The organism is Nostoc foliaceum FACHB-393 (assembly GCF_014698505.1).
Taxonomy (GTDB): Bacteria; Cyanobacteriota; Cyanobacteriia; order Cyanobacteriales; family Nostocaceae; genus Nostoc; species Nostoc foliaceum_A.
In genome coordinates, this window is the sequence record NZ_JACJTD010000032.1 from 1 (window position 1) to 22,700 (window position 22,700).

Consider the following 22,700-nt stretch of genomic DNA (forward strand, 5'->3'; position numbering starts at 1 on the left):
CGCAATATTTATTAAGGTCATATCTGCCAATATTTTTATTATCCATCCAGTAGCGCAAGCACTTATTTTGGATGAATTGACTAGTGCGTATGGCTTCGTCAATAGCGCTATACTGTTTTTCTTTCCCTTTAACTTTGAACTCGTAAACAATCATGGTGTCGACCAGTTAACCACTAACTTATGTTAACACTTCTCACATAAGATAGCCAAATTTATTTGGCATATTCGCTTATATCCCCCGGTTGGAAACCGAGGGTTTTACGCATCACACTTCATAAAAATAGCTTTATTTACCCTCGCGATCGCTACTAAGGAGTTATGTAAAAATAACTTGAACAATTAAGTGCCTACTTTGGGTTTGATAATATAGTTCCACTCACCATGAAAAGAATTTCGTTCGATTGCAATAGTCTCAAGCTCTTGGTCTGTAACTTTGATTCCCGTTTTGTAGAGATTTGGATCTAATCTAGCCTCAACTTCTAATCCTTGCGTGGTGGTAGTATTGCGAATTAGATTAATCACAACTTGTAAGCTGGTCAATAGTCTGCCTCGCCAGTTTTGGGTAATGTGGCAAAACAAGCGATGCTCAATCTTATTCCATTTACTTGTGCCTGGAGGAAAATGGCACACATGAATAGTTTTACCAGTCTGGGTTGCTAATTCTTGTAGCTTCAATTTCCACAATCGAGAGCGATAACTATTGCTACCACCACAATCAGCCGTAATCATTATATGCTGACTTTTTGGATAAACTTCTTTTCCCATTGAGTACCACCTCTCGTTCAAATAGGGCTTTAACGAATCATACTTGTCTTGAATGCTTTGTACTACTTGGTTATCAGACATCTAAGCCTTTAATTCGGTTACATTCTGATGATCTAACCATTCCGCAAATTGTTCAAGTTATTTTTACATGATGCCTAAGGTCAAGTTAAACCAAAAAACTTAGTATTTAATGCCAACCTCCAAGAATTTGCTCAAAAAGTTAGTAAACATCTGTGCGCCCTTACCAAATAAGGCGCTCACCCCATTTTTCTAATGTCTTAGTACTAACTCCTGGAACTCTTTTCAAGTCTTGTAAAGATGTAAATTTTTGCTGTTGACGGCTAACAATTATCCGCTGTGCTAACTTCTTGCCCACGCCAGGGAGAGTTGCTAATTCTTCCATACTTGCAGTATTGATATTTATTTTTTTAATTGCTTGTTGTTCACTTGATGAAGAACTTTTTATCTGGGGACAGCGTGTTTGTTCTAACTTAATTTTTTCTTGAATTACTGGTGGTAAGCCGGGTTTAACCTTGGTATAAAGACGAGCAAATTCCCGCACATAATGGGCAGCAACGATAGGACTTTCAATTACTACAAGCGTCTCATCGTTACCATTATTAGCAGCATCTGACCAATTATGAGAACCTGTAATTAGTGTTTGACTATCAATAACACCAAATTTGTGATGTAATAAATCACCCTTGGTTAACACAGGTACGCCTACAGTTGTAATTGGATTTTGCCAAGGATGGTTATCAACTTCATATTTACATTTGTTACTAAGAGCAACCCCCATCATATCCAATGCTTCACTATAAGGACGATAGGCAAATTGTGGTTCAATTAAAGTGCGAATTTGCACACTTTGTTGATGGCGTTTTTCTAAAATATTGGCAATCTGCTGTTCGGAAAAGACAAATAATGCCATATCAACAGATTTACTTGCTGAATCTAAAGTTTTACCAATTAAACCATTACTACTGTTACTCCAAGATTGAGTTGGAGAAGTAGGCGAAAATTGCACAGTAATTTGGGTGTTTCCTAAAGTTATTTGTTTAGGTAAACGCATCGGTTTTTTCAAACCAAATTGACTATCTAGCTTACCTCCTGGGCCATCTCCCCACATGATATTAAACTCTTCTGTAAATAAAGATGCTAATTCTGGGCTGTCAATCTGCAATAAATTATTGGCATTGCCTAAACTGCTATAATTTGTGAAATCACCATAAGTATCACTTAAAGTAAAATTAGCCGAAGTTATAATTACAACGCGATTATCCACAATCACAAATTTGTGGTGCATCAAACTGCTACCAGCTGAACCATCTGCTTGATCATCTATCCAGAGAATTTTGGCATTTTGCAAAATTATCAAAGCATCTCTTTGATTTATTTCTGCTGGAGTGAGTTGATTATCTTGGTTGATATCAATAAATTTGCGAAATTCGTTGTAGCGTTCCTGTTCCCTTTTATCTAACTTACCTACTTCAGTAGATGTTAAGTTGCTCCAAGGTCGGCTATAGGTATTTTCTAAAATTATCCTGACTTTCACCCCAGCTTTTTGTCTATCAACCAGTGCTTGGGCAACTTTGGGTAAACGTAATTCTTGCACCGCCACATCTACTGTAGATTTAGCTTGCGTAATCGCATCGACAATCTGTTTTTCTAAATCATCCCCAAGGCGAGTTTGCTGACGGTAAGGTTCTTTGTATTCTGAAGACTCAGAATGGTTAAAGTAAACTTGAACTAACGGGTCTTGTGGTAAAGGTGCTGGACGCTGATTGAGAGACTGGACTCGTTGACAAGCAGCAAGGGAGAATATCAGTAAAAAGATATATAAAAAATACCTTTGTCTAGATAAAAGTTGCACTGTAATCTGTTAAAAGTGGATTGGGAGTGGACATATTTATAATTCCCAAAATTTTGTGCTCTGAATGAAGTAGAAAATAACTTTCCAAGTAAAGGGAAAAATCCACTGCTAGAGGCAGAATTACAGAGATTTTTTTCAGGATTTGTCCACTCAAAGTGTATATGCTGGCAAGATCAGCAGCCTACTACCAACGTGTGTTCTCACCATTATCGGTTATATGCAAATTTATCTAGATTACAGTGCCACTACTCCCACTCGAAAAGAAGCGATCGCAGTTATGCAAAGAGTCCTCACCCAAGAGTGGGGCAATCCTTCCAGCTTACATGAATGGGGACAACGCGCTGCAACGGTTGTAGAACAAGCCAGAGTCCAAGTTGCTGGACTAATTAATGCTGTCGATCCAGCATCAATAATCTTTACATCTGGTGGTACAGAAGCAAATAATCTCGCAATTATGGGTGTGGCTCGGTTGTATGCTGTTCCTCAACATATAATTATCTCTAGCGTCGAGCATTCCGCAATTTCTGAGACAGTAAAGCTTCTAGAAATGTGGGGTTGGGAAGTTACGCGCCTAGGTGTAGATGTTAAAGGCAGAGTCAACCCCCTAGATTTAAAGGCAGCATTGCGACATAACACAGCCTTAGTTTCTATAATTTACGGTCAAAGTGAAGTTGGCACTGTGCAACCAATTGAGGTACTGGGTAAGATTGTGCGATCACGCGGTGCTTTGTTCCACACAGATGCAGTGCAAGCTGCGGGACGCTTACCCATAGATGTGCAACAACTGGCCGTAGACTTACTTAGCCTTTCCAGTCATAAAATATATGGCCCCCAAGGTGTAGGGGCGCTGTATGTGCGTCCTGGTGTGGAGTTGATGCCCTTACTGGGTGGTGGTGGGCAAGAAATGGGACTGCGTTCTGGTACGCAAGCAGTACCGATAATTGCCGGGTTTGGTGTAGCAGCAGAATTAGCAGCGCAAGAATTGGCTACAGAAACACCACGATTGATTGAGTTACGCGATCGCGCCTTTGCCCAATTAGCTGAAATTCCTGGTTTAATTCCTACAGGGGATGGCTGCGATCGTTTACCTCACCATGTGAGTATGTGCTTAGAAAACGCCGATGGTAAAAAAATGAGCGGTAAAACCTTAGTACGACAGCTAAACCTTGCAGGTATCGGCATCAGCGCTGGTGCTGCCTGTCAAAGTGGTAAACTTAGCCCAAGCCCGATATTGTTAGCAATGGGTTATTCCGAAAAAGCTGCTTTGGGGGGAATTCGCATCACATTGGGGCGTGATACCACTGAAGCTGATATAGATTGGATAGTGATGGTGTTGAAGCAAGTTTTGCAAAGGCTGACACAGGATTTATCTTTAGTTAAGCGTTGATCGCTCATACTAATAAGCTCATGAACATTTAAGTTGCATAAAAGGCTGACGCAAGGCTGAAACTAACACCTATGTATTCGCAGACTGGGCCAGGGCGATTTCGGGCCAGTTTGGTCAAACGACGTGGTTATGTAACTAATCAAGAATCACAATCGCCAACGGCAGGTGTTGCCCAGTTCTCCTAAAAACATCGCTCTCCAATATCAGCTTTCACGTTGGACTGAATCGTCATACACTGAATTTTGGACTAATGAAAGCGGTTGCCCTTATAGGAACGATGAGCGAAAGTAAGATACCAGAGATCCTGGAAACCTTTGAGGCAGACCTGCTGTCGGAGTGGACTCAGGAGTTAGCCACTGTCAATATTCGGAGAGGCTTGATTAAAGAAGCCGAGCTAAAGGAGGAGTGCCGGGAATTCCTTAGCCTGTTTCGGATCGCTGTTGGGCAGGGTAAGTTGACCAATATTCAAGCAGCAGTGTGGGAGGACATGCGAGAGATCCTAAGTAGCATTTCTCGATCGCGATCGCAAAAAGGCTTCACACCGTCGGAAACAGCTACATTCGTCTTTTCGTTCAAGCAACCCCTGTTCAACCGAATGCGTCAGCAATTGAAAGACCCCGTTGAGTTGGGTGAAGAGATATGGCTAGCCACAAACTTACTGGATCAGCTGGGATTGCTGACAGTTGAAGTGTATCAAAAGACGCGGGAAGAGGTGATTTTGCGGCAGCAGGAAGAGTTGATGGAGCTGTCTACCCCAGTAATTAAACTCTGGGAGGGAATTTTGGCATTACCCATTATCGGCACCCTGGATAGTGCCCGCACTCAAATGATGATGGAGTCGTTATTGCAGAAAATTGTTGAAACCGGGTCAGAAGTTGCCATTATTGACATTACCGGGGTTTCCACCGTCGATACCCTCACCGCTCAACATCTGCTCAAGACCGTTACTGCTGCCCGTCTCATGGGAGCCGATTGTATGATCAGTGGCATTCGTCCTCAAATTGCTCAAACAATCGTTTATCTCGGCATAGATTTGGCAGATGTAATCACCAAGGCGACGTTAGCCGATGCCTTTCTCATGGCGCTAAAACGGTTGGGAGTGACCATTACCCGCTCTCAACCTCAATAGGTAGGAACCAATGGAACGCATTCCTATACTCAAAATGGGCAATTTTCTGCTTGTGACGATCCAAGTAGATATGCACGATCACCTTGCCATGACATTACAGGACGACCTAACCAACCGCATAACTCAAACTAACGCTCACGGTGTCTTAATCGATATTTCGGCATTAGAGATTGTTGATTCCTTCATTGGTAGGATTTTAGCCAATATTGCCAGAATGTCACGGGTACTAGATGCGGAGACGGTTGTCGTTGGGATGCAGCCTGCTGTGGCAATTACCCTGGTGGAATTGGGGGTGTCGCTGACGGGCATTCGCACTGCCCTAAACGTAGAAAAGGGCATGGCACTGTTGCGATCATCACTCAATGAAACCACAAATCCGGTCGCTGCCACCAAACGGAGTGCAGATGACAATGCAGAAGACTGAAACAATCAATATTCAATCTTCTACAGATGTAGTTTTAGTTCGGCAAGCCGTGCGCCAGCTGGGCGTGGAGATTGGCTTTGGCTTAGTAGACCAAACTAAAATTGTGACCGCTGCTAGTGAGTTAGCCCGTAACACCCTAGAATACGGGGGAGGTGGCACCGTAAAGCTAGAAACCCTTCAGGAAGGAAGACGACGAGGACTCCGGCTGACCTTTGAAGATCAGGGACCGGGAATTCCCGATATTGATCTGGCGCTGAAGGATGGGTTCACCACGGGGGGCGGGTTGGGTATGGGACTGGGCGGTGCCAAACGACTTGCCAACGAGTTTGAGATTCAGTCTGCGGTGGGAGAAGGAACACGGGTAACAATTGTACGATGGAAATAAAATGAGAGAATCTGTCATCATTACAATTACTGAATCTAGCCAGACCGGAGAAGCCCGACGGGTAGCGATCGCTTTAGCAACTCGGCTCGGCTTTCAAGAAACTCAACGGGGCAGGGTTGGCATTGTGGTGACAGAGCTGGCGAACAATCTGATCCAGCACGGTCAGGGTGGAGTGTTGTTACTAAGATTGATCGAACACGATTCAGCCATCGGTATTGAAGTCTTGTCGCTAGATAAAGGACGGGGAATGGTCGATGTGGATGAGTGTTTGCAAGATGGCTTTTCCACAGCCGGAACCTTAGGCAATGGATTGGGCGGTATTCGTCGCCTCTCTGGTTTATTTGAAATTTACTCGATTCGCAATCAAGGAACGGCGCTCCTCGTCCACCTCTGGGCAAACTCGGCACCCCATCCGCCTGAAAAGACTTTAGAAATTGGGGTAATCTGTTTGCCCAAACGAGGGGAGGAGGTTTCAGGAGATGCCTGGGCATGTCAAGTCGATCAATGCCGCAGCCTGTTGCTAGTAGCCGATGGCTTAGGGCATGGGCCTGCGGCTGCCAGTGCTGCTTCACAAGCCGTAAGAATTTTTCAAGAACATCATCGCTCTCCTGGTGCGATCGTCGAAGCTGCCCACGCCGCCTTGCGAAGTACACGAGGAGCGGCACTCGCCATTGCCGAAATCGACTTTGAACAAGAGTCTGTCCGCTTTGCCGGAATTGGCAATATTGCTGCCAGGATTATCTCATTTACTGAACACCACCATCTGATGTCTCACAATGGCACGGTCGGACATGAAATTCGCAAAATTCAAGAGTTTAGCTACCCCTGGTATGCCAACGGACTTTTAATTATGCATTCTGACGGATTAGACAGTAAGTGGCAGCTTGATCGCTATCCAGGCTTGAGTCAAAAACATCCCAGCCTGATTGCAGGTGTATTATACCGAGACTTTAACCGAGATCGGGACGATGTGACGGTGTTAGTGGCTAAAGGAATGCAAAATAATAACTAATTCGTAATTCGTAATTAATGGTACAAGTCCCAAAGAAAGTGCAATTTTTTTGAATTGGAGCAAAGCAACTTGACAATCGTTTTCACGCTCGAAATCCACTACGAACAGGATGTTGTCCAAGCTCGACAACGAACTCGTGAGATCGCCGAGCAATTGGGCTTTGATACTCAAGATCAAGCACGATTGGCAACGGCAGTTTCCGAAATTGCCCGCAACGCCTTTCAGTATGCCAGAGGTGGAACGGTTGAATTTTGTGTGGCAGGAGAACCTCAGGCGTTTCTAATTCGGATTCAGGATCAGGGAGGGGGCATTCCTCATCTAGCAGAGGTTTTGGCAGGACGCTACACCTCTCTTACAGGAATGGGGCTAGGTATTATGGGCAGCCGCAAGCTGATGGATTTCTTTGAGATGGAATCGCTGCCGGGACAGGGAACAACGGTGGTGATGAGCAAAAGGCTATCGAAGCGCACACCTACTTTCAGCGATTCGCAATTGCAGCAGATTCGAGAAACCGTGATGAAGCGATCGCCCCAGAATCCCTATGAAGAAATCCAGCGACAAAACCAGGAATTACTGCGGGCAATGGCAGAGTTACGGAAGCGCGAGGAAGAACTGACCCAACTCAACCGAGAACTGGAAGATACTAATCGTGGTGTAGTTGCCCTCTATGCGGAATTGGATGAGAAGGCAGACTCTTTGCAAAAGGTCAACGAGCTAAAAACCCGCTTTCTCTCGAACATGAGCCATGAGTTTCGCACACCGCTCAACTCGATTTTGTCGCTATCTCGGATGCTGCTGGCACGGATGGATGGCGATTTGACCGCCGAGCAAGAAAAGCAGGTGACATTCATCCAAAAGGGGGCGAGCGGATTATCAGAACTAGTCAACGACTTACTGGATTTGGCAAAGGTAGAAGCTGGAAAAATTGAAGTACGTCCCAGTTCCTTTGAAGTTAGTGACTTGTTTGCCACGCTGCGGGGAATGCTGCGCCCATTATTGGTTCAAGGCTCCTCTGTCGCGCTAATTGTCGAGGAACCTGACGGTATTGGGCAGATATATAGTGATGAAGGTAAAGTCGCGCAAATTCTGAGAAACTTTATCTCAAATGCCCTCAAATTTACCGAGCAGGGAGAAGTGCGTGTAACCGCTGTGCAAAGGGGTCATACAGTGATTTTCTCCGTGTCCGATACGGGCATCGGCATTGCGACCGCCGATCAAGAGCGCATTTTTGAGGATTTTGTCCAAATTGAATCCCCTCTGCAAAAGCAGGTGAAGGGAACCGGGTTAGGATTGCCGTTATCGCGCAAGCTAACGGAGCTACTCGGCGGCAGCATTTCAGTTAGAAGTAAGCTGGGTGAAGGCTCCACCTTTACAGCATCGATTCCGATCATCTACCCACATGGAACTGAATTTCCCACCCTACTGCAACCGATGACCGACCGTCGATCGGAAACCATCGTATCATTTGAGCAAACTCGCCTGCCCATTCTAGCGGTTGAAGATCATCTAGAAACCCTATTTATTTACGAAAAGCACCTTCAGGAGTCAACCTATCAATTAATTGCGACCCGCACTTTAGCTCAGGCAAGGCTTGCCTTACAACAACTTCAACCTGCGGCGATTATGCTAGATATCATGCTAGAAGGGCAAAACGGCTGGACGTTCTTGCGAGAAATCAAAGGAGATGAAACTACTCGTACTATCCCTGTACTAGTTATTACCATCATTGATAACGAGAAGCAAGCACTAGCGTTAGGAGCCAACGGTTTTCTAATTAAGCCGGTAGACAGATTGCCGTTGTTGAACAAACTTAATACGCTAATTAATCAGAACAAGCTTCAAAAAATCTTGTTAATTGACGATGACCCTGCCTACCGATATTTGGTGAAACAGTTGTTAGTAAATACACAATTGACTATTTTAGAAGCCATGAACGGATGGGAAGGATTAAAGTTGGCACAATGCGAGCAACCGACTGCGATCGTGCTTGACCTGGAGATGCCAGAGTTCAGCGGGTTTGATGTACTCAAGCAGCTTAAGAGCAATCCCGTCACTCAGTCGATTCCTGTGATTATCCACTCATCTGCACAACTGGATGCAGAAGCGCAGAGCCAATTAGCAAAAACAAGCATCGCTATTCTTTCCAAAGAAACAGGCTCTCAAACGGCAGCGAACGCTCAACTTCAAGATGCACTGATCAAAGCCGGGCTTGTTCTAGATATTTGCGGGCAAAGTCATGTCTGAGCCACGGGTTATCATCCTGCATGTTGACGATAACGAAGCAAATCGTTACGTTGTCACCCGGATTTTGCAAAATGCAGGCTTTACCGTCGTGGAAGCGGCAACCGGAGCAGCAGGATTAAAGGCAGCTGCTGAACATCAGCCTGCTCTGGTGATTTTGGATGTCAAATTACCAGATATCAGTGGTTTTGAAGTCTGTCGCCAAATTAAGGCAAACCCCGAAACTGCTTTTATTCCCGTGTTACACCTTTCTGCAAGTTTTATTCAAAGCCAGGATAAAGCAGAAGGCTTAGACAGTGGAGCCGATGCTTATCTGGTGCAACCTGTTGAACCCATTGAACTACTTGCTACGGTGCGATCGCTGCTGCGAATTCGACGAGCGGAAGAAGCGGCTTTATCCTCAGCACGGGAGTGGCAAACTACCTTTGACTCTATCAAGGACAGCGTATGTCTGGTAGACACAGAAGGTATAATTCTGCGCTGTAATCTAGCGATGATGCAGCTTTTTTGCAAGCCCTCCCACGAAATTTTAGGTTGTGTTCACCATGAGTTGATGGACGCAGAATTGGGAATTGGTGATGGCACCTGCTTTCGCCGTGCTAAAGAAACTCATCAACGGCAAGTTTTAGAATTCCAGTCCACAGGACGATGGTTTGCCAAAACCATCGATCCGGTATTTGATGGGCATGGGACTCTCACGGGTGCCGTTTTCATCCTGTCCGATATCACCGAACGGAAGCGAGCATCAGCCTTGCTGCAAGAGCAGAACGATCGCCTCAATCAGCTGATGATTTCTTTGCAGCAACAAACTGAACAAGCGCAACAAGCTAATCGGATTAAAGATGAGTTTCTAGCAGTGCTGTCTCATGAATTGCGATCGCCTTTGAATCCTATTTTGGGATGGGCAAAAATTTTGCAAACGAGCCACCAGAACGCAGCCAAAACTCAGTATGCACTCGAAACGATCGAGCGTAATGCCAAGCTGCAAGCACAATTGATTGAAGATTTGCTCGATGTGTCGCGTATTCTCCAAGGCAAGTTGAGTTTGCATACAGTTCCAGTCGGTCTAACTTGTACCATCAAAGCGGCTCTGGAAACCGTGCGGCTCGCTGCTGAAGCTAAATCCATTCAGATTCAAACAATATTTGAACCGAACGTTGGGCAAGTGTTGGGTGATTCTGGTCGCCTGCAACAGGTTGTTTGGAATCTACTTTCTAACGCGATTAAATTTACCTCACAGGGTGGTCGGGTAGAGGTGCGGTTAGAAAGGATTAAGGATAAAGCTGAAGGGATGAATGAAGTTGATACTCATCCTTTGGAATACACTCAAATCTCTGTCAGCGACACTGGTATGGGTATCTCTGCTGACTTTCTGCCCTACGTCTTTGACTACTTCCGCCAAGCTGATGGGACAACGACTCGAAGATTTGGAGGATTGGGGTTAGGGTTAGCGATCGTGCGTCATTTGGTTGAATTGCATGGAGGAACTGTTGAGGTAGCAAGCCCTGGAGAAGGTCAAGGATCAACGTTTAAAGTCAAATTTCCACTGATCGCTGCGGCAAAACTGAATCAAGATGATACTGCGTTTCATAATCACTCAGACTTCAATCTGAATGGATTGCAAGCGCTGCTTGTAGATGATGACAGAGATTCGCGGGAGTTTATCGGCTTCCTGCTAGAACAGTACGGGGCGCAAGTGACTGAAGTGGAATCAGCACATGATGCTCTGAGCAGTTTGAAGCAAGCAAAATTTGATTTGCTAATCAGTGATATTGGTATGCCCGATATGGATGGCTATACACTAATTCGTCAAATTAGAAAGCAGTCGGCTGACCAAGGCGGAGAAATTCCGGCGATCGCTCTCACTGCTTATGCAGGAGAAATTGATCAACAACTTGCACTAGCAGCCGGATTTCAACAGCATATTTCCAAACCAATTGAGGTAGAGGTACTAATGCAAGCTATTTTAACAATAGTAGGGGTATAGCAACGATTGGTGAAAACTTCTGCCATACTTGCGATCGCAAGTAACCAATGAAATTTTTGACCTTGCTTTTAAACGAGTCTTTTACTAACAGGTAAAATTTTGAGTGTGTCTTCTGTGCGATCGCACTTCTTCAATTGAGCTTTATGCTTACTCCTATGAATCACGGGCTACGCCTACCCAACACCCATTGGGGCTATCCTGGGGTTGATCGTCATCGCCTGTCTACTCAATCAGAGCTAATACTGGAACAATGGGAGTAATGCTAAAACGACATAATAAACCATGAATGAACTTCCAAATACTCTTGAAGATGCGATCGCCCAATCTCGTGTAGCCGTCCAAGCCGCCCTTGCAGCTGGCTGTACTCGCATACAAGTTGATTTCCTGTTCCCAGAACTCAAGTTTATGCCGGTGGCGGAACAATTTCTGCCACTGTTTACAGAATATGATTCCCGTTTGAAGATTTTCTTTGCTGACGCTGGTGCTGCGGCTTTAGCCCGTCGTAATTGGGCAGATACACCATTTCAAATTTTGGATATCGGCACGGGAAGGGCTGCTTCTTTGCAGACAAAAATTCAGCCAGAGGATGAAATTTTCTTGTTCATCGCCCCCACTTCTGTAGAAGTACCGCAGGTGGAAAAGTTATGTCAAGAAATAGGCGATCGCCCTTTAGTCTTGTTAAATCCCCGCCTAGAAGATTCTGGAACTGTGGGCATTGGTTATACAGCTAGAAAAATCCGCGATCGTTTTATTAGTACCATTGAATCCGCCTATTATCTCCGCCCTGTAGACGATGAAAGTGCCTTATACCGCTGCTATCCAGGACAGTGGGAAGTTTGGCTGGAAATTGGCGGCGAATATCAAAGAATTGCCGAATTACCCACAAAACCATCGGGTGATGAGTTGGATCTCATCCTCTTGAAGGGACAACCGCAAACAGCAACAGACGCGACACCTGCGAAAAAGCCCAATGTGTTTAAGAGTTTGCAACGCTTCTTAAAGGCGTTGAGTAGTTAAAAGAAACAAAGGGTAGCAGGAGGAAACTTTCTCATCTGCTGCCTCATTTTGAGTTTTTTATATATAAACTTGATGCTGAAATCGCTGAAAGTCTTAATTGCTAACGATTTAAGCGTTTTGGAGTTTCCTCCCTTTCCACATCATAATGGGAGAAGAAGAATTAGGAGTTAGGAGTTTTAATATTGACTCCTAACTCCTAACTTTTTTAATTCGCTTGCAATGGCGCGTTTAAGACTTTCTCGATGCGATCGCGCGTTTCTAGTAAGTGCGCTTTGGTGTATTCATCCTCGGAATTAACCCCCTTGAGTTTATCATTTAGTTGTCTGAGTTTATACCAAGCCAGAGTGCGAGCATCTTCTGGAACATATTCTTTTCGCAACACCATACCAGTCAAAATATCCAGGTATTGCCGCTGTAAGCCTCGCCGCAAACTGGCAATCTTCATTGGTTGACCTTTTGGTTTGATTACTTCTGTCCAGATACCTGACTGCAAAGTGTCAAATAGTTCCGGCAGAGTCAATGCATTTTCTGGCTTGGTTTTCAGTTCAATATCCTTGAGGCGAGAGAGGCGATCGCCTGAGAGTAAATCCCGCAACACAGAACCTTGCATCAACAGCACCAAGTCATGAATTGGAAAATCCAAACGACCAACTTGCGGAGAACTACCCCAGTGTCGCCAACGGGAAGGAGCTAATTTATTCAGTAGTTCTGGTGAAAACTTCAAGGCATCTTCTGCAAATACATATTTTTGCAGCGTTTCTAAAGCCTGCCGTTGTTCTTCAACTGGTACCGGTTTAAATGGTAATCGCTGTTGGTTAACTCCAGATGTGATTTCGCTAGGGTGGATGCGATAAAAAGACTGTCCCCCAATATATTTTGTGGTGTAATATATTTGCTGGAAATAGTTACCCAATACTGTACTAAAACGTTCGCTCACATCGCTGTAACTATCACCAGCCATTGGGTAACGCTTATCAAGACGTTCCCACATCACCCGTGAATTATTCAACTGCCACTGAGAATAAAGCAGGACATTGCCGCTGTTATCCCAAGCATCGGCTGTGGGGTCAAGGTCATAGACATCTTCATCAGTGGAATAACTCAATTCTGGCTTATGGGATTGTGCAGCAATTTCTTCCAAAATCGGCTTTTCTGCTATGGGAGTTGATGTCTGAATTGGTATGTAGCCATATTTAATCGCCCACTCATCATAAGGCCCCACCATATTGGGAAAATAATCTCCCTGTTTTGTCCCTTGAGGGGCAATATTTGGGGGAATATAATCCATCACCGAAGTTGTCAGACCTTTAGTTTTGGTAATTTCGGTATTATTCATCTCGTCTGGTGATAGCAGTGTACTACCACGGAAGTTATGGCGCAAACCAAGAGTATGGCCAACTTCGTGAGCGATGATTAAACGTAAATATTGATTGATATATTCTTTCAACTGGTCTGGAGTGGCCATAGTATCTGGCAGCAGAGACATCGCCAGTGAACCAAGGGCAAACTGGTTAGCAGCTTCCATCCCGTAGCATAAATCGTACTCGCCAGCCATTTTAGATAAACGATTCAACAACCCTTGTTGCCCTTGCATTTGCTGGGGTACACCATTGTTTTTTGCATCTAAACCATTAGCGCAAAGTAGACGATTTTGCATCAAAGCTGATAGAGTGGTGCGATTTTCTGTTTGGCTGGGTTGGACGATTTTGCGATACTCACTCTTGAGTACCCGCACAAAGCTAGCATCTACGAGAATGTCTGCATCCAAAATTTCTCCAGTCAAGGGGTTAACGCGGGATGGCCCCATTGCAAAATAACCATCGACTGTGTTGATCCAGCGAATCGTGTTGTAACGAATATCTGCTGGGTCCCATGTGGCATCATCTGGCATTTGGCGGACTTCAATTGCATCCTTGAATCCCGCTTTGAGAAAGGCTTTGTTCCACATCAGGACACCTTCTTTCATGGCATCGCGGTACTCTAAGGGCACAGCGTTATCAATCCAGAACACAATCGGTTTTTTGGGGCGAGAAATTACTGCTTTTGGCTCTTGTTTTTCTAAATCCCAGCGATTGATGTAGCGGACAAAAGAATCGCCGCGATCGTCTTTGGATAAATCTTGGTAGGCGGTGATGAAATAGCCGACGCGATCGTCAGCAAGGCGCGGGCGATAATTTTTATCTGGTAGTTGGGAGAGACTGTAGTGGACGCGCAGGGTAAAGCCACGGTTATCAGCTAGCGACGCAAAGCTTGCTATTTCACTGTCACGGCCAGTACCACCAGAGAAATTTAAAACTGATTCAATTTCTAAATTTTGGGGAAACGCTTTAGCAGTACCAAAATAAGACTGGTCTGTGCTTCCTGGGACTCCTAAACTTACAGACAATCCAGCCAAGTCTGTGAGTAGCAAATCTCCCAAGTCGATGAGAAGGGTTTTGCGTTCTGGATGAATGCTTTTAAGAGAAATGCTGTAGAGAACAGAGTCACTAAAAGACCGGGCTAGCGATCGCACTTGAGGATCTCCCTCACGAGTGCGAAAATTAACATTGCGGATGACGAAGTTTAATTTATCATCGACCCGCTGGAAATAAAATAAAAAATCTTGCAGAGGCATACCACTGTAAATACCTCGTTCGCCAATGCCCGATTCCAGAGTTGCCGTAGCTAGGTAATTTTTATTGAGTTGCTCTGGCTTAATTTCTAGATAAATTTTATTCTTTTCTTTATTGCGATAAAGGGTAAACAAACCCCCTGACTTTTGGGTGTCTTTGATTACTTCGTCAAAGGCTTCTAACTCATCCTTTGTTGTTGGTGTTTTGCTAGGTTTAGGCTTTTCTGGGGGTTTTGCAACTTGTAAAAATGGTTGCTGTCCTACTTTTTTTAGGTCTTTTACTACCCAAATAAACGGTTGAGGCTGTACGTCTTTATTTTTATTAACTACCCAAACTTGCCCTGAAGGTAGGCTCTGTTTCTGGGGAATATTGATATTCCTTGACGATAACTCTGAGATTTTCGTTGAAGAAGTTCCTATCGTTAACTTACTATTGGATTTCTCTCCACTTCTGGCTGTAACTACAGCTTCGACAACCCGTACAGCCTTATGCTTCGCTGATAACTCTGTACCAATGTTAACAGACGGTGACTTGGCGCTAGCCGTTGCTATTCCTAAAAACAAACTATGTAACAAAATCATATAAAAAGTTAATCTGTTGTTCATCGCATCAATCCCCCAATAACTATCCCGTAGTTAATTTTTAACTTTTGCAAAGCTATATAGCCTACTTTTTGCCGATTTTCTCAGATGCTTGATATCAAGCACCAAACTTTAGACTTTAATTTTAGTTGCCATTTTTCAACTTTGTTACGCTGTTGTACAGTAAGATTTTTCCTAATAATTCCGTCTCTTACAAAGAGTAAGTATTATTTTTACATCAGATTAGTAAATATGTTGAGAAAAAAGTATAACAAATTAGCCCAAATAGGAAAATTACTTGATTTTTAAAAGAATTTTGCCGATGACATTTTATTTGCATCAGCAGAAGAAGCTTGAGGTTACTACGAGTTAGCGATAAGCCTCCCTCCAGGAACGCCGTCGGTGTAGTCAATTGTAGACATCGCCAACGCATGTTATTTTTCGTGTAGTATTTATTGATACTATTAATTTTTGACAATGATAAGCAAATTAGCACAGAAAAATTTTTAATTCAGGATTATCAAAACAGTAATTTAAATGTAACAACGGACACAAAAATGTCAACATATTTATCTCAAGTCTGGCAACTGCTGAGAAATTATGTGAAGGATATAAGGTTGCAAGAGATGTCAAAGACCACAGCTATGGGAACTGAAGCAGTTTTGCCTCTAGGAAAAAGTATTAAAGAACCAGACAAAAGCGTTAAATTGGCTAAAAATAATTTCCAGGAAGATTTATGGTCTCAAAGGCTGCAAGAAAGCTTAGAAAAATGGACAATATCAAGGAGCAGTTTGACTTCTAAGATAGGTGATCAGACATCGGGCACACTACCATCAGAGTTCTGCTTGAGAGTGTGCGATCGCCAGATGCACGAAGAGATTTATGATTTACTGGGCAATGGGGCGCTGAAACCAGAAATAGTCAACCAAGTAATGGAATTGGTAGTGACTGGTAAAAAAATTCGCCCAGAACTGCTTTTCTGGCGGTTAGAAGATTTTTATCGTCGCTGGTGTCAGGGTGAATTTATCGATGGGACACCAGATGATAACCTACCTCAGAAAACAAGATTAAAGTTAGCGGCACAAAATATTGCGATCGGGCTGAGACAGGTAGACATATATACAGGGCTGAACGTATTAATTTTACTGTTAGAGTTACACCGCTACGCCCAAGATCAAGATGAACTCAAACAAAAAATCACCTTCTATCCATCTGCTCAACCAGACACAGACAATTTTTTCACATCTCAACTGCTGCGGATCATCAACTATAGTGATGCCCTGGAAATTGGTAATTTTAGTAGTATAGTCGGGCAATTCCTTAAAGGCGGCAACTTTCGGAATGCTTACCTGGGCGATGCCAACCTCACCGGGGCAGACTTTAGAGGTGCTGACCTAAGCCTTGCTTATCTTGGCGATGCTAACTTAACTGGTGTAAACTTCAGCGGTGCCAACCTTAGCGGTGCCAACCTCGGCGATGCCAACCTCAGCGGTGCAAATCTCAGTGGTGCCAACCTCAGCGGTGCTGACCTCAGCAGCACCAACCTCAGCGGTGCCAACCTTAGCTGTGCCAACCTTAGCCGCGCCGACCTCAACCGCGCCGACCTTAACAGCACCAACCTTAGCCGCGCCGACCTCAACCGCGCCGACCTCAACCGCGCCGACCTCAGCAGCACCAACTTTAGCCATGCCGACCTAAGTAACGCCATCCTTTTCGGTGCGAATCTAAGTGAAGCCAACCTCAGCAGCGCCAACCTTAACCATGCCGACCTCTGTCGTGCCGACCTCAGTGGTGCTGATTTGAGTCACGCCATCCTCAACGGTACGAACCTCAGCGACACAATTCTTTTCAGTACCAACCTTAGTGATGCCGTCCTCATCGCCGCTGACCTCAGCTATGCCAAACTTAACGGTGCCAAGCTTAATGATGCCAGACTCAACGGCGCAATGTTCTTAGGCGCAGACCTCAGTGGCGTAGACCTGAGTCGGGTAATCCTCAACGAAGCCGACCTCAGCGGGGTGATTCTTAGCGAAGCCGACCTCAGTGGTGCCGACCTCACCGACGCTATCCTTTTTGGCACAGACCTCAGCCATGCCAACCTTAACAGTGCTAACCTCAGTGGCAGTAACCTCAGTGGTGCTATTCTCAACGGCGCGAATCTCAGCTACAGCAACCTAAGTTATGCCATTCTGGGTGGTGCTGACCTCAGCGACGCCAATTTGGAAAAAATGACCTGGGGTAAAAAGCAGCAGTGGGAAGGTGTGCGGGGATTAGAGACAGCAGTTAATATGCCAGAGACGTTGAAGGAAGAACTGGGGCTGAATTGAGATAAGGGGATAGGGGGACATGGGGACGCGTTGACATTTTTATTCTTTGCGTCCTTTGCGCACTTTGCGGTTCGTTATTCTCATACACCACCTTTCGAGTTCTGAACACGACTTTCCCAGTTCCGAACACGACTTTCCGAGTTCCGAACACCATATTTCGAGTTCCGAACACCAACTTCCGAGTTCCGAACACCAACTTTCGAGTTCCGAACACCAACTTTTGAGTTCCGAACACCAACTTCCGAGTTCCGAACAACAACTTCCGAGTTCTGAACACCATTTATGAGTATTTCAGCTTGAATAATGAACTCAGAAACAGCAAATGTCTAATTATTAGCACGATGCGATCGCTTCTTCTCTTCTTCCGTGTCGCGCCAGTTGCTATAAGTCAGGGAACCGCAAGGGCGCACTGGCTTCTCTGCGCTTAGGCAGTTCGTCATTCTTGCTACTTTCCATGAATTCTAAAATCGCTAGCCTCTAGATAATTAGAAATTTAGGAGCATAAGCGAATGAACAAGCGTTTATCGCAAATCTGGCAAAGCTTTCAGCAATCGTTCTCAGTAGCAGAGAGTCTGAACAACACAGTTGAGACTGGCAAGGCAGTTTTAGAAGCCGCAAAAACTTTTAAAGAAGAAGGTGCCAGTATAGAACTATTGAAACCTCTGTTACAAAATTCATCTTCACTGCTAGATGTGTTGTGTTCACCCTTAGCGCAGGTGGTGGGTGCTGGTTTGTCATTCGTGCCGCTTGGAATTACCTTGCTGGAGTTTTCCCGTGACATAACTAAACAAAACCCTTCTCTTGAGAACTGTGTATCTATAGTTTGTCAAGCTGCTTATTTAGAAAGTGTCGAAGAAATTTTATCCTTATATCCATCTATTAACTGGGATACTGACCTTAATATTAATAAAACACTCACCAAACAACTACAAAAACTCAATGACGTTAAATTAGATGATAAAAGTGCAAGTAATGCTGTAATCTGTTTCCATGAATCAGAATTAGCCAAAGCATTTAATCAAGTATTATTGGCACGGTTAGCAGCAGCAAACATCCCCAAAGCTAACCTGGATTTCATCACCGAAAGAGTAGCTTGGAACACTCGTCGGTACATATGTAAAGCCTGGATCAAGTTAGGTGCCCCTCTCAACCAAGAAATTCCCATTACTTTTGGAGAATGGGAGACAGAACAGGAAAAGTTCTCTAGCATTGATAGATACCTAAAAACTCATATTGCTAGCAAGTTTTTAGAGCCAGTTTTTGACGAGAGTTTCTCATTTAAAGATATTTACGTACCCCTAAAAGCCAAGCCTGTAGATAGAAATGGTGAGATAGATCAAGAAGCAAACTCCTTCTATTTAAAAGAATGGGCTGAGGAAATTCTCTTAAATCCAGATAACCTAGAACAAGTGATGTTTGTTCAAGGAGGTCCAGGAAGAGGCAAAAGTTTCTTCTGTCGGATGTTTTCTGATTGGGTGCGGCAGCATTTGTATCCCAGTTTGATACCAATTTTGATTCGATTACGGGATCTAGACTCCTTTGAATCGCATTTAGAAAACACTTTAAAAGCAGAACTGAAAATTAATTTTATTCAAAATGATGAAAACTGGTTAACGAATAAAAACACCCGTTTCTTGTTTATCCTTGATGCATATGATGAATTGCATATTGAGGCTAGAACCAACCTCAATCTAGAAGCATTTATCAAACAAGTCTCTGGATTTCAGCAGAAGTGTAAAAGTTACCCTGAGATGGGACATCGGGTATTAATTACTGGTAGATCGATGTCTTTACAAGGTATCCATCACTTGCCTCGCAATTTAGAGCGGGTGGAAATTGCCGAAATGGATGGAGAACTGCAACAAAAATGGTTAGATAAGTGGGAAAAATTACCAGCCAATAAAGGAAAAACCGCAGCCTTTGGGCAGTTTTTACAAAGTGATAAATGTCCATCTGAGGTGAAAGAATTAGCCCAAGAGCCGCTCTTACTTTATTTGTTAGCGGCAATGTATCGAGATGGGAAATTAGAGCAACCAAACCAACAGAAAACTAAAATCGTAATTTACCAAGAGGTTTTAAACTGGGTACTGAAAAAGCAGCGTTCTGAAATAGAGAGTTCTCAACGATATGGGACTAGATTCTTTGATTTAAATCCTGATATAACTAGACAGCAGCCCGAAGATTTAAAACGTATTATCAGAGAAGCAGCTGTTTGTGTTGTGCAGCTACAAGGCGAATGTGCTTCAATATCAATGTTAAAAGCACGTTTACAAGACGACGAAACAGCAACAGGCTTAATTCTGGATGACGAAGCTCTCAAAACAGCTTTAGCTGCTTTTTACATTCGCCCTGCTGATAAACAAGAGGGTAGATTTGAGTTTTTTTATAAGAGTTTTGGCGAATTTATCTTTGCCGAATGCTTAAAATTACGCCTGGAAGCTTGGACAGAATACTACGAAACAGAAGACGGAAGACAACTAGTTATTCCCGAAGCTCAAATGAATTGGCAAATTTATGATTTGCTTGGTTTTGGCAGACTCACAAGAGAAATTGTAGAGTATTTGATAGGGTTGCTGACTGAAAATCAAGATTTCCCTTGGGAGCAGTTATTTAAACGCTTAGAAAAGTTTTACGGTGACTGGTGTAAGGGAAAATTTATTGACTCTGCGGAAGAGGTTTTGCCCCAGAAAAAGCTGCGACAGTTGCAAAAGTATAGAATTCAAAAGCTAGGTCTGCGACAGGTGGATATTTATGCAGGCTTGAATGTAATGATTTTGCTTTTGGAGTTGCACCGCTATGCTAAAAGGCGCGATACTCTCAAAATTACCTTTTATCCATCTGGTCAAGCACACAAAATTCCTTGGCCAGACCAACTACTTTGCATCATTAACTATAGTGATTGCTTTCACCTTGGAACTTTTAATAGTGTAGTTGGGCAATTCCTCAGTGGTGCAAACCTTAGTGATGCAAACCTCAGCCGAGCAGACCTCAGTGGTGCAAACCTCAGTGGTGCAAACCTCAGTGGTGCAAACCTCAGTCGCGCAATCCTTAGTGGTGCAAATCTCAGTGGTGCAAATCTCAGTGGCGCAATCCTCAGCGCTGCAAACCTCAGCGCTGCAAACCTCAGCGCTGCAAACCTCAGTGCTGCAAACCTCAGCGGCGCAAACCTCAGCGACGCAAACCTCAGCCCCGTAAGCTTTAGGCGTGCAGACCTCAGCCGTGCAGACCTTAGCGGTGCAAACCTCAGCGGCGCAAATCTTAGCTGGGTATACCTCATTGATGCAAACCTCAGCGATGAATTGTTTGGAGATATCCGTTGGGATGAAAATACAATATGGGAAGATGTCAAATGGCTGGATACAGCCAGGAATGTGCCAGAAGCCTTAAAACAAAAGTTGGGTCTGAGTTGAGAAGAGGTGGGAGCTAGGGAGAATGATTTAGGGATTTCCAACAAATAAATTATCTAATCTTGTGCGGTGGGTAATATGGGTACCTTCGGTTACGGGTGGGCGAGACCCCACCCCACAAGTAGTTAGAGCCAAAAGCCTTAAAATTGGTGGATTTTAACACCACCTTTTGAGTTTCAATCTCAAAAGATGGGGATCTGAGCTTGACTAATGATCAATACTACCTCAAAGCCAGTTCTGAGAATGCTAACTGCACATCAGAGGGCTATATCCCGCTTGCTAGAGTGTGAGTCATTCACGTAAAATATAGTGCCATTGTTGCGGCAGTTCTCATGACCTCATCTGCGTCGTTTGACACATTAGAGTCTTTACAGGCGGATATCGCTGAATTGATCGCTCGTTTACCGACATTAAAAAATCGGCAATTTATTCAGCAAGCACTTGCTACTATTGTTCGCCTAGCTGATAGTGAAATTGAGCGTCTCGATTGGAAAATCTTATCGGCTGCGTTAGCAGATATGGAGCGCGGTTTCCAGCTATTTTATGATTACCGACACGTTCGCAAAGTTACCATCTTTGGTTCTGCTCGTCTAGCGCCAGATACACCAGAGTACCAAATGGCCCTTGAGTTTGCTCGCGCTGTTTCTCAATTAGGATTTATGGTGATGACCGGCGGCGGCGGTGGAATCATGCAGGCGGGACACGAAGGGGCTGGGCGAGAAAATTCCTTTGGATTAAACATTCAGTTACCCTTTGAGCAGGAAGCAAACCCTTTTATAGAAGGAGATCCCAAGTTAATTCACTTCAAATATTTCTTTACCCGCAAGCTATTTCTCCTCAAAGAAAGTGATGCTGTAGCCTTGTTTCCAGGAGGTTTCGGTACGCAAGATGAAGCTTTTGAATGTATGACATTAAGCCAAACTGGTAAATTTGGCCCAGTACCTCTAGTTTTAATTGACCACCCTGGTGGCGATTACTGGCGGTCTTGGAGCGAATATATTGATAAGCAACTAGTGCAAAATGGTCTTGTCAGCCCTGAAGATCCCAGCCTTTACACGGTGACAGACAACTTGGATGTGGCTTGTGATGCCATTACTCGTTTTTACCAAGTTTATCACTCTTGTCGATATGTAGCCGATCAGTTAGTCATCCGCTTGAAGACAGATATATCAGACGCTCAGGTAGAGCAACTCAATGCTGATTTCAGCGACATTATTATTCAAGGACGGATTGAAAAAAGTCAGGCATTACCTCAAGAAGCACAAGATGAAACTATTGAATTACCCAGGCTCATTTTGTACTTTAATCAACGCGACTTGGGGCGCTTATATCAGATGATTGCCACAATTAACCAGATGGGTATTCTTTCGCCAGAGGATGCAGCACATCCAGAAAGAAAGTAGGTATTAACTAATTCGTAATTCGTAATTCGTAATTTTCGGGTTTGAGTCCCGGACTAAATTTTAAAACTGCTGGTCTATAATTAGTTGGGATATGATTCCTTAACTAATTCAATTACGAATTGCGAATTATCTTTTTCAGAACTATTTTGA

Annotated in this window: 14 protein-coding genes and 3 pseudogenes; 13 read left to right on the top strand and 4 right to left on the bottom strand. The window is 44.0% G+C overall.

What is annotated here, in order from left to right; all coding sequences use genetic code 11:
* Positions 1-154 (bottom strand): annotated as a pseudogene (locus H6G92_RS39655) (RNA-guided endonuclease TnpB family protein); the annotation flags it as partial.
* A 185-nt stretch (positions 155-339) separates the two neighbouring features.
* Positions 340-774 (bottom strand): annotated as a pseudogene (locus H6G92_RS23300) (ISAzo13 family transposase); the annotation flags it as partial.
* 150 nt (positions 775-924) lie between these two features.
* Here H6G92_RS23300 and H6G92_RS41355 point away from each other — a divergent pair.
* A pseudogene (locus H6G92_RS41355) lies at positions 925-1,008 on the top strand (DUF7219 family protein); the annotation flags it as partial.
* Here H6G92_RS41355 and H6G92_RS23305 read toward each other — a convergent pair.
* Positions 1,007-2,638: a DUF655 domain-containing protein gene (locus H6G92_RS23305; protein WP_190896219.1), complete on the bottom strand. Its 1,632-nt coding sequence runs from the start codon at positions 2,636-2,638 to the stop codon at positions 1,007-1,009. The pseudogene H6G92_RS41355 and the gene H6G92_RS23305 sit on opposite strands and share 2 nt — an antisense overlap.
* A gap of 217 nt (positions 2,639-2,855) precedes the next feature.
* On the opposite strand from H6G92_RS23305, the gene H6G92_RS23310 reads away from it, so the two are divergent.
* From H6G92_RS23310 to H6G92_RS23345, 8 genes are all read left to right on the top strand, one after another.
* Complete coding sequence (locus H6G92_RS23310; protein ID WP_190896353.1) at positions 2,856-4,025, top strand: cysteine desulfurase family protein; 1,170 nt, start codon at positions 2,856-2,858, stop codon at positions 4,023-4,025.
* 277 nt (positions 4,026-4,302) lie between these two features.
* Positions 4,303-5,154 carry an STAS domain-containing protein gene (locus H6G92_RS23315; RefSeq protein WP_242059285.1) on the top strand — a complete coding sequence of 284 codons (852 nt, stop codon included), beginning with the start codon at positions 4,303-4,305 and terminating at the stop codon, positions 5,152-5,154.
* Positions 5,155-5,164: 10 nt separating this feature from the next.
* Positions 5,165-5,578, top strand: coding sequence for an STAS domain-containing protein (locus H6G92_RS23320; RefSeq protein ID WP_190896222.1), 414 nt, complete (start codon positions 5,165-5,167; stop codon positions 5,576-5,578).
* The gene (locus tag H6G92_RS23325; protein ID WP_190896224.1) at positions 5,565-5,963 is read left to right on the top strand and encodes an anti-sigma regulatory factor; all 399 of its coding nucleotides are present in this window, start codon (positions 5,565-5,567) and stop codon (positions 5,961-5,963) included. Before H6G92_RS23320 ends, H6G92_RS23325 begins: the two co-directional genes overlap by 14 nt.
* 1 nt (position 5,964) lies before the next feature.
* Positions 5,965-6,975: an ATP-binding SpoIIE family protein phosphatase gene (locus H6G92_RS23330; protein WP_190896226.1), complete on the top strand. Its 1,011-nt coding sequence runs from the start codon at positions 5,965-5,967 to the stop codon at positions 6,973-6,975.
* A 69-nt stretch (positions 6,976-7,044) separates the two neighbouring features.
* On the top strand, positions 7,045-9,219 hold the full coding sequence (locus H6G92_RS23335; RefSeq protein ID WP_190896228.1) for an ATP-binding protein: 2,175 nt from the start codon (positions 7,045-7,047) through the stop codon (positions 9,217-9,219).
* Positions 9,212-11,203 carry a hybrid sensor histidine kinase/response regulator gene (locus tag H6G92_RS23340; protein ID WP_190896230.1) on the top strand — a complete coding sequence of 664 codons (1,992 nt, stop codon included), beginning with the start codon at positions 9,212-9,214 and terminating at the stop codon, positions 11,201-11,203. Before H6G92_RS23335 ends, H6G92_RS23340 begins: the two co-directional genes overlap by 8 nt.
* 282 nt (positions 11,204-11,485) lie before the next feature.
* Positions 11,486-12,220: a DUF1995 family protein gene (locus H6G92_RS23345; RefSeq protein ID WP_190896232.1), complete on the top strand. Its 735-nt coding sequence runs from the start codon at positions 11,486-11,488 to the stop codon at positions 12,218-12,220.
* A gap of 205 nt (positions 12,221-12,425) precedes the next feature.
* On the opposite strand, the gene H6G92_RS23350 is transcribed toward H6G92_RS23345, so the two are convergent.
* On the bottom strand, positions 12,426-15,437 hold the full coding sequence (locus H6G92_RS23350; protein WP_190896234.1) for a zinc-dependent metalloprotease: 3,012 nt from the start codon (positions 15,435-15,437) through the stop codon (positions 12,426-12,428).
* 533 nt (positions 15,438-15,970) lie between these two features.
* On the opposite strand from H6G92_RS23350, the gene H6G92_RS41360 reads away from it, so the two are divergent.
* From H6G92_RS41360 to H6G92_RS23370, 4 genes are all read left to right on the top strand, one after another.
* Positions 15,971-17,740: a pentapeptide repeat-containing protein gene (locus tag H6G92_RS41360; protein ID WP_190896236.1), complete on the top strand. Its 1,770-nt coding sequence runs from the start codon at positions 15,971-15,973 to the stop codon at positions 17,738-17,740.
* A gap of 46 nt (positions 17,741-17,786) precedes the next feature.
* Positions 17,787-18,026, top strand: coding sequence for a hypothetical protein (locus tag H6G92_RS23360; RefSeq protein ID WP_190896238.1), 240 nt, complete (start codon positions 17,787-17,789; stop codon positions 18,024-18,026).
* A gap of 223 nt (positions 18,027-18,249) precedes the next feature.
* Complete coding sequence (locus tag H6G92_RS23365) at positions 18,250-21,150, top strand: pentapeptide repeat-containing protein (protein ID WP_190896240.1); 2,901 nt, start codon at positions 18,250-18,252, stop codon at positions 21,148-21,150.
* Positions 21,151-21,479: 329 nt separating this feature from the next.
* Positions 21,480-22,550 (top strand): LOG family protein, encoded by a 1,071-nt coding sequence (locus H6G92_RS23370; RefSeq protein WP_190896242.1) that lies wholly within the window; start codon positions 21,480-21,482, stop codon positions 22,548-22,550.
* The last annotated feature ends 150 nt before the right edge of the window (positions 22,551-22,700 follow it).